Source organism: Bacillus sp. N13C7, assembly GCF_026790065.1.
Lineage (GTDB): Bacteria > Bacillota > Bacilli > Bacillales > Bacillaceae > Bacillus.
On the sequence record NZ_JALAMO010000007.1, the window covers coordinates 128758 to 142700 of the forward strand.

The following is a 13943-nucleotide window of genomic DNA, read 5'->3' on the forward strand; positions in this document are numbered from 1 at the left end:
TTGGAAAAAATCATCGTCCGCGGCGGTCAAAAGTTAAACGGCACAGTCAAAGTTGAAGGCGCTAAAAATGCCGTTTTACCTGTTATCGCTGCATCTTTATTAGCAAGTGAAGAAAAAAGCGTAATTTGTGATGTACCTACGCTCTCCGATGTATATACAATTAACGAAGTGTTGCGTCATTTAGGAGCAGATGTGCATTTTGAGAATAATGAAGTGACTGTAAATGCTTCATACGCTTTGCAAACTGAAGCACCTTTTGAATATGTTCGTAAAATGCGTGCATCTGTGCTTGTCATGGGGCCGCTTCTTGCGCGTACAGGTCATGCAAGAGTTGCGCTTCCGGGCGGATGTGCAATTGGTTCCAGACCGATTGATCAGCATTTAAAAGGTTTTGAGGCAATGGGCGCAGAGATCAAAGTCGGCAATGGCTTCATCGAAGCCGAAGTAAAAGGCCGTCTGCAAGGCGCAAAAATCTATCTGGACTTCCCAAGTGTAGGAGCTACAGAGAACCTGATTATGGCAGCCGCTCTAGCGGAAGGAACAACAACGCTGGAGAACGTGGCGAAAGAACCCGAAATCGTTGATTTAGCAAACTATATCAACGGCATGGGCGGAAAAATCCGCGGAGCTGGCACCGGCACCATCAAAATTGAAGGAGTCGAAAAGCTTCACGGCGTAAAACACCATATTATTCCTGACCGTATTGAAGCGGGCACATTTATGGTTGCCGCTGCAATCACTGAAGGAAACGTATTAGTAAAAGGCGCGGTTCCTGAACACCTCACCTCTTTAATTGCAAAAATGGAAGAGATGGGTGTAACAATTAAGGATGAAGGTGAAGGCCTGCGTGTCATCGGTCCGAAAGAACTGAAACCGATTGACATTAAAACAATGCCACACCCGGGCTTCCCGACTGATATGCAGTCACAAATGATGGCGCTTCTGCTTCGTGCAAGCGGCACAAGCATGATTACAGAAACCGTTTTTGAAAACCGTTTTATGCATGCGGAAGAATTCCGCCGTATGAATGGTGATATCAAGATTGAAGGACGTTCTGTCATCATTAACGGCCCTGTACAGCTTCAGGGAGCTGAAGTTGCAGCGACTGACTTGCGTGCAGGTGCAGCGCTGATTCTTGCGGGGTTAGTAGCTGAAGGTCATACACGTGTTACTGAATTGAAGCACTTAGACCGCGGTTATGTTGATTTCCATAAGAAGCTGGCCGCTCTTGGCGCAGACATCGAACGTGTAAATGATGAGTCTGCTTCTGAGCAAGAGAACAAAGAAGTCGTATCTGACTTAAATGCATAAATGACCTGAAAATCAGTATGTCAATCTGGCATACTGGTTTTTATTTTTCGGGTATTATCATCATTATGCGCAGAATAGCAAAAAAGAATACGTAAATAACAAATAAAGTTTCTGTCCAAAACGAGAGTCATATTAGCTTGTCCCTGTCCATAGACTAGACTAGAGTCGAATCCCGAGCAGGAGGCAGCTGAATATGAAACAATTCGTAATCACACTATCCGTACTATTTGCATTGATTCTCTTGGTTCCCACACTCATGGTCATACCGTTCCAGCATAACAAGGAAGCAGGGGCCAGTGTAGAATCAGGAAAAACAGCAGTGAGCACGAAACCAGCATCAAAAGGAGCGGAAACGTTGAAAGCATCGCCTGTTTCTATTCCCGTCTATCGAACCGCAAATCAATCCGTAGAAGACATTCCGCTTGAAGAGTATGTGATTGGAGTCGTCGCCTCCGAAATGCCGGCAACCTTTGAATCTGAAGCGCTGAAAGCCCAGGCTCTTGCCGCCAGAACGTTTATTGTCAGACTGATGGTCGCTCATTCAGCGGTAGAGGCTCCTAAAGGCTCGCTGGTGGATGATACACAGATGTTCCAGGTGTATAAAAGCAAAGCGGAGCTGAAAAAACAGTGGGGCGCAAGCTATGAGGGAAAACTGAAGAAAATCACAGATGCGGTAGCCAGCACGCAAGGCAAAATTTTAACATACAACAACCAGCCGATTGAAGCTTCATTTTTCTCCACAAGCAACGGCTACACAGAAAATGCTGAAGCCTATTGGACAAGTGCTATCCCATATTTAAAAAGCGTCAAAAGCACTTGGGATAAAAAGTCGCCGAAATACTTGGCAACGAAAACCTTTACAGCGGCAGAATTTGAGCAAAAGCTTGGCGTTAAGCTGGATGGATCTTCTACAGTCGGAAAGATTACAGGAGAAACACCAGGCCACCAGGTGGCAACAGCCGTTATTAACGGCAAGACGCTGAAAGGAAGAGACATACGTGAAAAGCTGGGCCTTAATTCAGCTGATTTTGAATGGAAGCGAAACGGCGACACGATTACAGTCACGACAAAAGGATTTGGCCACGGTGTCGGGATGAGCCAATATGGCGCGAATTTTATGGCGAAAGAAGGAAAAACGGTTGATGACATTGTGAAGTACTATTATCAAGGCACAAAAATTTCTGAGGCCGATTCGTTTTTGAATAAATATATGGCGAAGAAGTAAAAAGACGCTCAATGAGCGTCTTTTTCTGTTCCTGAATGTCATTTATCTAAGAATGCTTGAAACCGTTCAGAGAGGCTTCTGGCTATCTTTAAGATGACAAGGGAACCAGTTCCTTTTTCCTGATTGCTGACTTTTAAGATTGTGGTAAAGAAATCCACATGTACCGACAGACTTCGACAGACTCATATAACGAAAGCCGAAAGGCCGACAATCTTCTTTTTTCAGCGTAACGTTAGGCGGAAATCACTAATGAAAATAAAGCTTTCTATGCAAAAGTAAACAACATTAATGGGGAACCCCGCCCTATTTATTTCTCGGTTTTTGTCGATTACGATAGGTTATGTTCAGCGTTGAACATCTGCACGCAGAAACAAACTTGTAAAGGGGTACGAACATGAAGAAAAGATTTTCACTGATCATGATGACAGGCTTGCTATTTGGATTAACTTCTCCTGCTTTTGCAGCTGAAAAGAAAGAACCTGAAGCTGAATCTCCGGCAAACGTGGCAGTCTTGCTTGATGCCAGCGGAAGTATGGCCAAAAGAATAGACGGTGTATCTAAATTTAATTCAGCCAAAAAAGAAATTTCAAAGTTCGCAAGCTCACTGCCGGCAGGCACTCAGGTGAAAATGAGTGTGTTTGGTTCAGAAGGAAACAATAAAAATTCCGGAAAAATTCAATCATGTGAATCCATCCGGAACGTATACGGATTCCAAAGCTTTAATGAGCAAAGCTTCCTCAATTCTCTTAATGCAATTGGACCGACTGGCTGGACGCCCATTGCCAAAGCGTTGAACGAGGCGAAATCTTCTTTTGACCAGCTTGATGCAAAAGGGGAAAAAGTGGTGTATCTGTTGACTGACGGAGAGGAAACATGCGGTGGAAATCCAATTAAAACAGCAAAAGAACTGCATAAAGACAATATCACCGTTAATGTAATCGGTTTTGATTATAAAGAGGGATACAAAGGCCAGCTGAATGCGATTGCGAAAGTAGGCGGCGGTGAATACTTCCCGGCTTATACTCAAAAAGATGTTGAGAAAATTTTCACTCAGCAATCACTGATGTTATCTAAATAAGAAAAAAGAGGCTGGTGAAGTCAGCCTCTTTTTTGTATGTAACAAAATGTTCAAAAGTGATGAGCTGTCTGCTTGTAGCATAGTAGCAGATTTCCGTAACTCAATCATGATTATGGCGAAAAAAGAATGAATGATGTCACAATCTGTATATGATTTCTGGGCGAAAATGGCTAAAAAAGATCGGCGTTTCAAGCGATTTTGTACAGAAAGTGAAAGCCGCACAAAAGGCAGCTTGCCCTATATCATTTTGCATTTTCATATTCTAGCATAAAGAAGAATCCAACTATAGTTGGAAAATTTGATAAAGAAAGGAAGGAAAATATGAAAAAATTGCTGGCTGCCGGTATCATTGGATTGCTGACTGTCTCCTTTGCATCTCCGTCTTTTGCCGCTGAGAAACAAGCTGACACAAATGTAGCTGTTTTGTTTGACGGAAGCGGAAGCATGGTTCAAAAAACGGGGGGAGAGCGCAAAATAGACATTGCAAAAAAATCAGTAAAGTCTTTTGCCGAGCTGCTTCCGAAGGATACAAATCTCATGCTTCGCGTTTTCGGACATGCAGGAAACAATAAACTGTCCGGCAAAGCTCTTTCATGCAGCACGACGGAAACCATTTACGGCCTTCATCCATATGAAGGATCGCTGTTTGACAATTCATTGAGTGAAATCAAGCCGACTGGCTGGACACCGATTGCCAAAGCACTTTCAGATACAAGAAAAGAATTTGAAGCATTTGGCGCTGACGGGAAAAACGTGGTGTATTTAATCACTGACGGTGAAGAAACATGCGGCGGAGATCCAGCGGCGGAAATTGAAAAACTTCGGAAAGCGAATGTGGATACCATTGTAAACATTATTGGCTTTAACTTTGATGTAAAAGGAAACGCAGAGATGAAACAGGCGGCTGTTGCTGGAGGAGGGGAATATATTTCAGCAAACAGCGCGGATGAATTTGAACAGGCTTGGGAAAAAGAAGCACAAAAATTTACTGAGTAATCATTTGAGTGAAGGCGCTCCCCCAGGCGCCTTTTTCAATTGGTTTAAAAACGACCAGTACGGGAATGATACCCTTAAAAGGGGTTGAACATATGAGATTATTAGGAATGATTTTTCTTATAGCTGCCGTGGCGTTTATATTGCTCGGTGTTTTTCTAAAACTGGCAGCCTTCTTTTTTGTCAGTATGCTCACCTTGATCGCAGCCATTGTGCTGTTTACGATCCTGAAAAAGAATCAGCATAATCAAACCTAGAGTCCTTTATATAGAGGGCTCTTTTTATGTCTCAGGATTCGACAAAATCCGAGGAGTGTGAAAAAATATAGAGGCAGGAACATTGCGGAGGGGAAGAAACATTGAATGATAAAGTAACTGCGGTCAGGGATGTATGGCGCTATGAACAAGGGGAAATCAGCAAAATAGAAGACCGGATGGTGACGGAATATCCTTTGACAGTAATACTAAACGGGAGTGAATTTGTGACGCTCGTTTGTACGCCGGAGCATATCAAGGAGCTTGTCATCGGATTTCTCGCATCAGAGGGTGTGATCCGATTTCAAAAAGAGATTAAAAGGTTTACAATAGATGAAAGTCTCGGTTTTGTTTATGTCGATCTCGTTCATCCTGAGACACTGGATCAAAAGGATTATACAAAACGTGTGATCGGCTCATGCTGCGGAAAGGGCCGCCATTTTTACTTTCAGCAGGATGTCAAAACCGCCAAAACGGCTGTCAGCCACATCAAGATATCGCCTGAAGCATGTCTGGCACTTATGAGAGACATGCAACAAGGGAGCGGAACGTTTCAGGATACGGGAGGCGTCCATAATGCGGCGCTTTGCGACACTGAGAAACTGCTGCTGATGCGCACTGATATCGGCCGGCACAACGCGCTTGATAAATTATACGGACACTGTCTTCTGAACGGATTGTCCGTCCGGGACAAACTGATTGTATTCAGCGGCAGAATCTCATCAGAGGTTCTGTTAAAAGCGGCAAAAATCGGCGTGTCGATTGTCATTTCCAAATCGGCCCCGACAGAGCTTGCGATTCAAATGGCAGAAGAATTAAATATCACAGCGATCGGATTTGTCAGAAACGGATCGTTTAATGTATATACACACCCTGAGAGAATCAGGGGATAGGAAGGGGCTGTAGCAATGAATACAGAATCGCGTCAGATGTTGGATAAAAGGAACAGGCCGCTGAGAGACCTTCGCATTTCTGTTACAGACCGCTGCAACTTCCGATGCACGTACTGTATGCCAGCCGAATTATTCGGTCCGGATTATCCTTTTTTAAAGAAAGAGGAGCTGCTCTCATTTGAGGAGCTGGAACGGCTTGCGACACTGTTTGTCACAAAATTCGGTGTTGAAAAAATCCGCTTAACCGGCGGAGAGCCGCTCATGAGAAAAGATATGCCAGAATTAATCAAAAAACTGGCCCGCATCCCGGGTGTCCGTGATATTGCGATGACAACAAATGGATCACTGCTTCCTGTTTATGCAAAGAGGCTTAAGGAAGCCGGGCTGAAAAGAGTCACGGTCAGCCTAGATTCGCTAGAGGACGAGCGATTTAAAAAGATAAACGGACGCGGGATTTCTGTCAGCAAGGTGCTGGAAGGCATTGAAGCGGCGAAGCAAGCGGGTCTCGGTGTGAAAATCAACATGGTCGTCCAAAAGGGCGTCAATGAAAAAGATATTCTGCCTATGGCGCGTTATTTTAAAGAAAAAGAGCATATCCTGAGATTCATCGAATTTATGGACGTGGGCAACACCAACCAATGGGAAAAGAAGGACGTCATGACAAAGGCCGAAATCATTGATTTGATCAATGAACACACGCCTGTGGAGCCGATCGCGCCTAATTATAAAGGTGAAGTGGCTTCTAGATTCCGCTACTTGGACGGTTCTGGAGAAATCGGCGTTATCTCATCTGTATCTGATGCGTTCTGCGGTTCGTGCAACAGGGCCCGTCTTTCTGCGAGAGGAGAGCTGTTTACCTGCTTATTCGCTTCAAGCGGATTTGACCTCAGAGCGCCGGTTCGGCAGGGATTAAGCGATGATGAACTGTCAGAAATGATCGGCACCGTATGGGAAAATCGGATCGATCAGTATTCGGTTGATCGTACGCTATCAAAAGCATCAGGCAAAAAGAAAGTGGAAATGTCTTATATTGGCGGTTAATATGAAATGAAGAGCTTATCGGCACTGTCCGGTAAGCTTTTTTTGATGAGAAAGCGCAAGTGCAAAAAATACATCCAAATACCGAAATATATAAAGATAGGCATAAAGAAGGAATCATTGTAAGAAAATTTTAATTCCAAAGCCATACATTATGATAAGATATAACCAATTAGAAAACAGAAAGGGTTGGAGGGGCATGGCCGCGTACGAGATCCCGTCATCTCAAGTAGGAGTGAAAATCAATAAGTGGTATAAGCACATTTTAGCATTTCAAGTGGCTGATGCCGTTGAACTGAAGAAAGAGATCGATCAGGACATAGAACATATGGAAGAGGATCAACTGCTGTTGCTGTATTACCAGCTGATCAGTTACCGGCACCAAATTATGCTGGATTATGTAAAGCCAGACCTGCACGAGGAATCTCAGCTTCAATATCGTGAATTGATTAAAACGCTGGAAAGCAATCAGGACAGTATTTCCGGATTATCTGAGTATTATTTTCACTTGTTCAGAGGAATGTACGAATTTGAACAGAACAATTATATTTCGGCCATATCCTTTTACCGGAAAGCTGAGAAGATGCTTGCGTTTGTAGAAGATGAAATTGAAAGAGCGGAATTTCATTTTAAAGTGGCAGAAGTTTTTTATATCATGAAGCAGACGCACTTTTCCATGAACCATGCCATACAGGCGCTTGAGACGTATAAGGCGAACGATTTTTACAGAGTCAGAAGAATTCAATGCCATTTCGTGATATCTGGAAACTACATTGACTACAGAAACTATGAAAAAGCGCTGGAGCATTTGGATGACGCGTATCGTCTGGCCTTATTGGAAGGACAGCCCCGTTTGATCGGATCAGCCCTCTATAATATTGGGAATTGCTATGATGACAAAGGAGAACTGGATCAAGCTGCGGACTACTTTGAAAAAGCGCTTCCTGTCTTTGAGGAGCATCAGCTTGAACAGCTTCCGAAAGCGCTCTTCAGCCTGACACGCGTTCTATTCAAAAAACAAGATGTCCAAGCTGCGATGCGGTACTATGAAAAAGGGATTGCCATTGCCCAAAAACGAAACGACTTCTTCAGCCTGGCAAAATATAAATTTCTGCAGGCCTTATATGTGGAATCTGTGAATTTGGATATGATTCAAGACGTATTTGACTATATGGAAGAAAAAGGCCTGTACGTATATATTGAAGAATTTGCTTTGGATGCTGCCTCCTATTTCAGTCATCGCGAACAGTATAAAGAAGCGGTGTATTTTTATGAAAAAGCGGTCAGCATGAGAGAGATGATTCAAAGAAACGATTGTTTATATCAAGTGTAGACAAAACCATCTGCTGCCAGATGGTTTTTTTATATGAAAAAAGGGAGCATCGGAACGTTTATTTCCGGGGAGAACAGGAAAAATCGCAACAGCACTGTTTTTGAGCAAAAGCCGTTTTGGGATGCAGATAAACATGATTGATTGAGGGGGAATTCGATGTTTGGTTTCAATGATATGGTGAAGTTTCTATGGTCTTTCCTCATTGTTCTGCCGCTTGTACAGATCATACATGTTTCAGGGCACAGCTTTATGGCTTTTATTTTTGGCGGAAAAGGCTCATTGGATATTGGAATGGGAAAAACACTGCTTAAGATTGGGCCGATACGGTTCAGAACGATTTATTTTATCGATTCTTTTTGCCGATACGGAGATTTGAAGATTGACAATCGATTCTCAAATGCGCTCGTGTATGCCGGGGGCTGCCTGTTTAACCTGATAACGATTTTTACAGTCAATCTGCTGATTATCCACAGTGTGTTAAAGCCGAATATGTTTTTCTATCAGTTTGTCTATTTTTCTACGTATTATGTGTTTTTCGCCCTGCTGCCGGTTCGATATTCAGAGAAAAAGTCATCAGACGGCCTGGCGATATACAAGGTGCTTCGGTACGGAGAGCGCTACGAAATCGATAATTAACATTCAAATGTTTACTGCCTCTCAGATCGGGAAGGTAACAAGTACACACATAATTGAGGGGAGAGAATGCACATGGGTAACGATAGTGTAAAAGACAAAATGAAAGGCGGCTTCAATAAAGCCAAAGGAGAAGTGAAGGATAAAGTCGGGGATATGACTGATAAAGCGGACATGCAGGCTGAAGGCAAAAAAGATAAGGCGAAAGGCGAGATCCAAAAGGATATCGGGAAAGCAAAGGATACATTCACAGATAAATAGCAGCCATACGGAAGAGGTGGGAAACAATATGTTTCTTGCCTTTTTTGTTCGCTTTTTTGGATGTGAATAAATATAACAAAAAAAGCAGCCGATTTGGTTAAGGTATCTAAATTTTTTAAATATTCTTTGAATTAATGAACCTCTTCTATATAATAGTGACATGAGTTGTTACCTTTTATAACATCATTTGGGGAAATCAGACAAAGGGAGGTTCTGAATGAAAAACAAAGGAGTTAGGATACAGGCTGTTTTTTTGTTGGTTCTGATTATGGTTTTGATGACGGGATGTACTGCGCCGAAGAAAGTATCGGAAGCCAGCGGGGGCGCGAAACAAACAGTTGATGTCGACACAAGCGGAGATTCAGTGAAGGTCGGAATTCTTCACTCCTTAAGCGGGACAATGGCGATCAGCGAAGTGTCAGTCCATGATGCGGAGTTAATGGCGATTCAAGAAATCAACCAAAAAGGCGGAGTTCTCGGCAAAAAGCTTCAACCCATCGTGGAAGACGGCGCTTCAGACTGGCCTACATATGCGGAAAAAATGAGAAAACTGCTTCAGCAGGATAAAGCAGCTGCTGTTTTCGGCGGATGGACGTCAGCAAGCCGCAAAGCCATGCTTCCGGTTGTGGAGCAAAACAACGGGCTGCTATTCTATCCGGTGCAGTACGAAGGAATGGAGTCATCGCCTAATATTTTTTATACCGGAGCAACGACGAATCAGCAAATTGTGCCGGCTGTTGATTGGCTGCTTAAGAATAAAGGAAAGACCTTCTTTCTGATCGGGTCGGATTACGTGTTCCCTCGAACAGCCAATAAAATCATCAAGGCGCAAGTGAAAGCAGCCGGAGGAGAAATTGCCGGTGAAGAGTATACGCCGCTCGGCCACACGAATTACAGTACGCTCGTCAGCAAAATCAAAGACAAACAGCCCGATGTCATTTTTAATACGTTAAACGGTGACAGCAATGTGGCGTTTTTCAAACAGCTGAAGGATGCGGGGATTTCGGCTGACGATATGCCTGTCATGTCGGCAAGCGTTGCTGAGGAAGAAATTCGGGGGATCGGCCCTGATGTGCTAAAAGGACATTATGCGGTATGGAATTACTTCCAGACAACCAATACGAGCGAAAATCAAACATTCGTGAAGAATTATAAAAAAATGAACGGCGATAGCCGGGTGACGAGCGATCCGATTGAAGCTGGCTATAATGCGGTCTATCTCTGGGCAGCGGCTGTGGAAAAAGCCAAGTCCTTTAATATCGATAAAGTGAAGAAAGCGGCTGACGGGATTGCATTTAAGGCCCCGGGCGGCACAGTAAAAATCGATGGAGATACACAGCATCTTTACAAAACGGTCAGAATCGGGCAAATCACGGGGGATGGACAGTTTAAAGAAGTATGGAACTCAGGGGAACCAGTAAAACCTGATCCTTATTTAAAAACGTACGGCTGGGCAAAGGGGTTATCCCAATAAATCAAAGCCGTTTGCGGGAGAGGAGGCGGAAGATGTCTGTCGTCGTGACTCAATTATTTAACGGGATCAGTCTCGGTTCTATTTTGATTCTCATTGCGATTGGATTGGCGGTTACATTTGGTTTGATGAACATTATTAATATGGCGCACGGTGAGCTGATTATGGCAGGAGCCTACACGACATATGTCATTCAGCAGCTGTTTTTAAGCTATTTGCCTGCTTCTCTGTTTTCTTACTATTTTTTAATCGCTATTATCATGGCATTTGCGGTGGCGGCGCTTATCGGGATTGTCATTGAAAAGGTGATTGTCAGGCGGTTATATGACCGTCCGCTCGACAGCCTGTTGGCGACATGGGGCGTAAGCTTGATTCTGCAGCAGGCGGCCAGATCGATTTTTGGCGCCCCGAACGTGGCCGTCAAGTCTCCTGAGTGGCTGACGGGAGGGGTGACGCTATTTTCGGTTACCTTTCCGTATAAAAGGCTGTTTATTTTGGCGCTTGTTCTTTTTACGCTGGCGCTGCTCGGTTTCTATTTGTTTCAAACCTCTGCGGGGCGGCGGATGCAGGCTGTTACGCTGAATCGGAGCATGGCATCGTGTCTCGGCATATCTGTAAGAAAAACAGATTCATTGGCATTCGCAATTGGAAGCGGACTGGCCGGTATCGCTGGGAGCTCACTCACATTGCTTGGTTCGATCGGGCCTACACTTGGTTCGTCATATCTCGTCGATGCCTTTATGATCGTCATTTTAGGCGGGATCGGAAAATTAAAAGGAACGATTATCGGCGCTGTGATGGTCGGTTTGCTGAGCACATTTGTTGAGTATTCCACAAGCGCTACGATTGCAAAGGTTGTCGTGTTTGCATGTATTATTCTCTTTCTGCAATGGCGGCCTTCAGGTCTTACAAGTGTCAGAACGAGATTACTTGATTAGGAGGGGACCGAATGAAGCGGTTTTCACAACTCAGTCCGTATCTGGTGATGTTTGCCCTATTTATTGCCGCTCCGTTTTTTCTTCAGGAGTTTCGATTAGGGCTGTTGGCGAAGTTTTTATGCTTCGCGATTGTAGCGGTCGGCATTTGCCTGATTTGGGGATATACAGGCATTTTGAGTTTAGGGCATGGTGTCTTTTTCGGATTGGGTGCTTACTGCATGGCCATGTATTTAAAGATAGAGGCCTCTCCGTCAGGCATACCTGATTTTATGGAGTGGACCGGCGTCAGTGAACTGCCGTGGATCTGGACAATGTTCAGGTATCCTTTTGCTGCGATTGCCGCGGCTGTCATTGTGCCTGTCTTTCTGGCCTTTTTACTCGGCTACTTTACCTTCCGCAACAACATAAAGGGTGTTTATTTTTCGTTGATATCTCAGGCTATTGTTGTGGTGGTTGTCACATTGTTCATCGGCAGCCAGGACATTACCGGCGGAACAAATGGCCTCACGAATTTCTATACCATTTTTCAATATGCTCTGGCTGATCCTGCAATGAAGCAGATTTTGTATTTTACGACAGTCTTTTTCCTCGGTGTTTCTGTCGTGTTCGCCTTGTTTCTGACGAAAAGCCGTTTTGGACGGCTATTGCAGGCGGTCCGGGACGGAGAAAACAGGGTCCGTTTTTTCGGCTATCATTCGACCGTTTTTAAAGTATTTATTTACTGCGTATCGGCTGCGATGGCGGGGATTGCCGGGATGTTGTTTGTGCTTCAGGACGGAATGATCTCGCCGGAAATGATGGGCATTATCCCTTCAGTGGAGATGGTGCTGTGGGTGGCGATCGGCGGCAGGCACTCCATTTTCGGGGCGGTGCTTGGCGCGCTGTTAACGAACGGCATGAAAAGCTATTTAAGCGAATATTATCCTGACATTTGGCTTTACTTTCTCGGCGCGCTGTTTATCATCGTCGTCCTCTATCTGCCAAAAGGGATTGTAGGGCTGTTCGAGAAGCTTAGAACCCAGCTATCTTCCTCAAAAAAGAAAGGAGCGGCTGTTTATGAAACCGATACTTACCTGCCGTGATGTGAAGGTTGAGTTTGATGGGTTTTGGGCTTTGCAGGGCGCTGATATCAGCGTGCAGGAACGCGATATCCATTTTCTGATTGGGCCAAACGGCGCCGGAAAAACGACTTTGCTGGATATCATTTGCGGAAAAACGAAGCCGCATTCAGGCGAAGTCCTGTTTCAGGAGACGAATGAATTGACAAAGGCTCGGGAATATCAGATTGCCAAACTAGGCGTCGCCAGAAAGTTTCAGGCTCCGAGTGTCTTTACGCAGCTGACGGTGTTTGAAAACCTCGAGCTTGCCATGAAACAGAAAAAAACGATCCTCTCACTGCTGGCAGCGCGCATGACAAAACAGCAAAGTGACAGGATCATTGACATTCTGCAGCTGGTTGGGTTAGAGCACAAACGGGATCTAATAGCTGGCAGCCTGTCACATGGACAGAAGCAATGGCTTGAAATCGGGATGCAGCTCGCCATGGAGCCGAAGCTTTTGCTGCTGGATGAACCGATTGCCGGCATGACGGGGAAGGAAAGGGAAAAAACCGGCGCCCTGCTTGAAGAAATTGCGAAAACGTGCTCTGTTCTCATTGTGGAGCACGATATGGATTTTGTGCGCTCGTTTTCCAGAAAAGTCACGGTGATGCATGAAGGCAAAGTCCTTTGTGAAGGCTCGATGGATGACATTACAAGCAATGAAGAGGTGGCCGCAGTGTATTTAGGAAGGAGCGGTGTGTCATGATTGCCGTCACTAATGTTACGTCCGGTTACGCTCAATCAATGGTTTTGCATAGTCTCAGCATGGAAGTTCGCCTGGGGCAGGTTGTCGCTGTATTAGGCCGAAACGGGGTTGGAAAATCCACTTTGCTGAAAACAATCATAGGCCTGCTTCCTGCTAAACAGGGGGATATTTGTTTTAATCAAACGTTTGTTCAAAATGAAAAGGCGGAAACACGGGCAAGGGCGGGGATTGCGTATGTTCCGCAGGGAAGAGACATTTTTTCCACCTTAACCGTTCGTGATAACTTGCTGCTCGGAGAAGAGCCGCTTGCGAAGAAGGAACGGACGGGGCAGATCAAGGAAGAGATTCTTCAGTGGTTTCCCGTTTTAAAGGAGATGCTTGACCGCAAAGGCGGCGATTTAAGCGGAGGACAGCAGCAGCAGCTTGCAATTGCCAGAGCATTGATGGGAAATCCAAAAATTATTTTACTTGATGAACCAATGGAAGGGATTCAACCTTCAATTGTCGAACTAATCAGACAAGTTATCGTGAATATTTCCAGAAAAAAAGACATGTCCGTTATATTAGTCGAGCACAGTCTGGAAAACGCATTAACCTGTGCTGACTACCTTTATGTGATCGATAGGGGAACGGTTGTTGATCATGGAAAGGCCGATGAAGAAACGGCTCGCCGCTTTGAAAGGCATCTTACTGTATGATCTTCATGCTG

General features: G+C 44.6%; 15 protein-coding genes. All 15 read left to right on the forward strand.

The window, feature by feature from the left end; genetic code table 11:
• Positions 1-1311, forward strand: a complete 1311-nt coding sequence (gene murA, locus MOB98_RS08845; RefSeq protein ID WP_014478251.1) for a UDP-N-acetylglucosamine 1-carboxyvinyltransferase — start codon at positions 1-3, stop codon at positions 1309-1311.
• A gap of 193 nt (positions 1312-1504) precedes the next feature.
• Positions 1505-2536 carry a stage II sporulation protein D gene (gene spoIID / locus MOB98_RS08850; RefSeq protein ID WP_268359439.1) on the forward strand — a complete coding sequence of 344 codons (1032 nt, stop codon included), beginning with the start codon at positions 1505-1507 and terminating at the stop codon, positions 2534-2536.
• A gap of 394 nt (positions 2537-2930) precedes the next feature.
• Positions 2931-3614, forward strand: a complete 684-nt coding sequence (locus MOB98_RS08855) for a vWA domain-containing protein (RefSeq protein ID WP_268359441.1) — start codon at positions 2931-2933, stop codon at positions 3612-3614.
• 321 nt (positions 3615-3935) lie between these two features.
• Complete coding sequence (locus MOB98_RS08860; protein ID WP_268359442.1) at positions 3936-4610, forward strand: vWA domain-containing protein; 675 nt, start codon at positions 3936-3938, stop codon at positions 4608-4610.
• A 92-nt stretch (positions 4611-4702) separates the two neighbouring features.
• Entirely contained in the window at positions 4703-4864 is a 162-nt protein-coding gene (locus MOB98_RS08865) for a hypothetical protein (protein ID WP_019259723.1), read from the forward strand.
• A 101-nt stretch (positions 4865-4965) separates the two neighbouring features.
• Positions 4966-5754, forward strand: coding sequence for a formate dehydrogenase accessory sulfurtransferase FdhD (gene fdhD / locus MOB98_RS08870; protein WP_268359444.1), 789 nt, complete (start codon positions 4966-4968; stop codon positions 5752-5754).
• A gap of 15 nt (positions 5755-5769) precedes the next feature.
• Complete coding sequence (moaA, locus tag MOB98_RS08875; RefSeq protein ID WP_268359445.1) at positions 5770-6795, forward strand: GTP 3',8-cyclase MoaA; 1026 nt, start codon at positions 5770-5772, stop codon at positions 6793-6795.
• 196 nt (positions 6796-6991) lie between these two features.
• On the forward strand, positions 6992-8125 hold the full coding sequence (gene rapB, locus MOB98_RS08880; protein WP_268359446.1) for a response regulator aspartate phosphatase RapB: 1134 nt from the start codon (positions 6992-6994) through the stop codon (positions 8123-8125).
• Between the two features lie 156 nt (positions 8126-8281).
• Positions 8282-8761: a hypothetical protein gene (locus tag MOB98_RS08885; protein ID WP_268359448.1), complete on the forward strand. Its 480-nt coding sequence runs from the start codon at positions 8282-8284 to the stop codon at positions 8759-8761.
• A 72-nt stretch (positions 8762-8833) separates the two neighbouring features.
• On the forward strand, positions 8834-9019 hold the full coding sequence (locus MOB98_RS08890) for a CsbD family protein (RefSeq protein ID WP_268359449.1): 186 nt from the start codon (positions 8834-8836) through the stop codon (positions 9017-9019).
• Positions 9020-9236: 217 nt separating this feature from the next.
• Complete coding sequence (gene urtA, locus MOB98_RS08895; protein ID WP_268359451.1) at positions 9237-10493, forward strand: urea ABC transporter substrate-binding protein; 1257 nt, start codon at positions 9237-9239, stop codon at positions 10491-10493.
• Between the two features lie 32 nt (positions 10494-10525).
• The gene (gene urtB, locus MOB98_RS08900; protein ID WP_268359452.1) at positions 10526-11428 is read left to right on the forward strand and encodes an urea ABC transporter permease subunit UrtB; all 903 of its coding nucleotides are present in this window, start codon (positions 10526-10528) and stop codon (positions 11426-11428) included.
• Between the two features lie 11 nt (positions 11429-11439).
• Positions 11440-12510 (forward strand): urea ABC transporter permease subunit UrtC, encoded by a 1071-nt coding sequence (gene urtC, locus MOB98_RS08905; protein WP_268359454.1) that lies wholly within the window; start codon positions 11440-11442, stop codon positions 12508-12510.
• A complete protein-coding gene (gene urtD, locus MOB98_RS08910) occupies positions 12485-13234 on the forward strand; it encodes an urea ABC transporter ATP-binding protein UrtD (protein ID WP_268359456.1) in 750 nt (249 codons plus the stop codon). Before urtC ends, urtD begins: the two co-directional genes overlap by 26 nt.
• Positions 13231-13932 carry an urea ABC transporter ATP-binding subunit UrtE gene (gene urtE / locus MOB98_RS08915; protein WP_268359458.1) on the forward strand — a complete coding sequence of 234 codons (702 nt, stop codon included), beginning with the start codon at positions 13231-13233 and terminating at the stop codon, positions 13930-13932. The genes urtD and urtE overlap by 4 nt, the downstream gene beginning before the upstream one ends.
• Positions 13933-13943 lie beyond the last annotated feature (11 nt).

What these genes read in the sequence shown, in the direction of transcription:
- urtE (WP_268359458.1), top strand. Translation starts at nt 13,231, where the DNA reads ATGATTGCCGTCACTAATGTTACGTCCGGTTACGCTCAATCAATGGTT.
- rapB (WP_268359446.1), top strand. Translation starts at nt 6,992, where the DNA reads ATGGCCGCGTACGAGATCCCGTCATCTCAAGTAGGAGTGAAAATCAAT.
- spoIID (WP_268359439.1), top strand. Translation starts at nt 1,505, where the DNA reads ATGAAACAATTCGTAATCACACTATCCGTACTATTTGCATTGATTCTC.
- MOB98_RS08860 (WP_268359442.1), top strand. Translation starts at nt 3,936, where the DNA reads ATGAAAAAATTGCTGGCTGCCGGTATCATTGGATTGCTGACTGTCTCC.
- urtD (WP_268359456.1), top strand. Translation starts at nt 12,485, where the DNA reads ATGAAACCGATACTTACCTGCCGTGATGTGAAGGTTGAGTTTGATGGG.
- MOB98_RS08865 (WP_019259723.1), top strand. Translation starts at nt 4,703, where the DNA reads ATGAGATTATTAGGAATGATTTTTCTTATAGCTGCCGTGGCGTTTATA.
- MOB98_RS08855 (WP_268359441.1), top strand. Translation starts at nt 2,931, where the DNA reads ATGAAGAAAAGATTTTCACTGATCATGATGACAGGCTTGCTATTTGGA.
- urtA (WP_268359451.1), top strand. Translation starts at nt 9,237, where the DNA reads ATGAAAAACAAAGGAGTTAGGATACAGGCTGTTTTTTTGTTGGTTCTG.
- urtC (WP_268359454.1), top strand. Translation starts at nt 11,440, where the DNA reads ATGAAGCGGTTTTCACAACTCAGTCCGTATCTGGTGATGTTTGCCCTA.
- moaA (WP_268359445.1), top strand. Translation starts at nt 5,770, where the DNA reads ATGAATACAGAATCGCGTCAGATGTTGGATAAAAGGAACAGGCCGCTG.
- urtB (WP_268359452.1), top strand. Translation starts at nt 10,526, where the DNA reads ATGTCTGTCGTCGTGACTCAATTATTTAACGGGATCAGTCTCGGTTCT.
- MOB98_RS08885 (WP_268359448.1), top strand. Translation starts at nt 8,282, where the DNA reads ATGTTTGGTTTCAATGATATGGTGAAGTTTCTATGGTCTTTCCTCATT.
- MOB98_RS08890 (WP_268359449.1), top strand. Translation starts at nt 8,834, where the DNA reads ATGGGTAACGATAGTGTAAAAGACAAAATGAAAGGCGGCTTCAATAAA.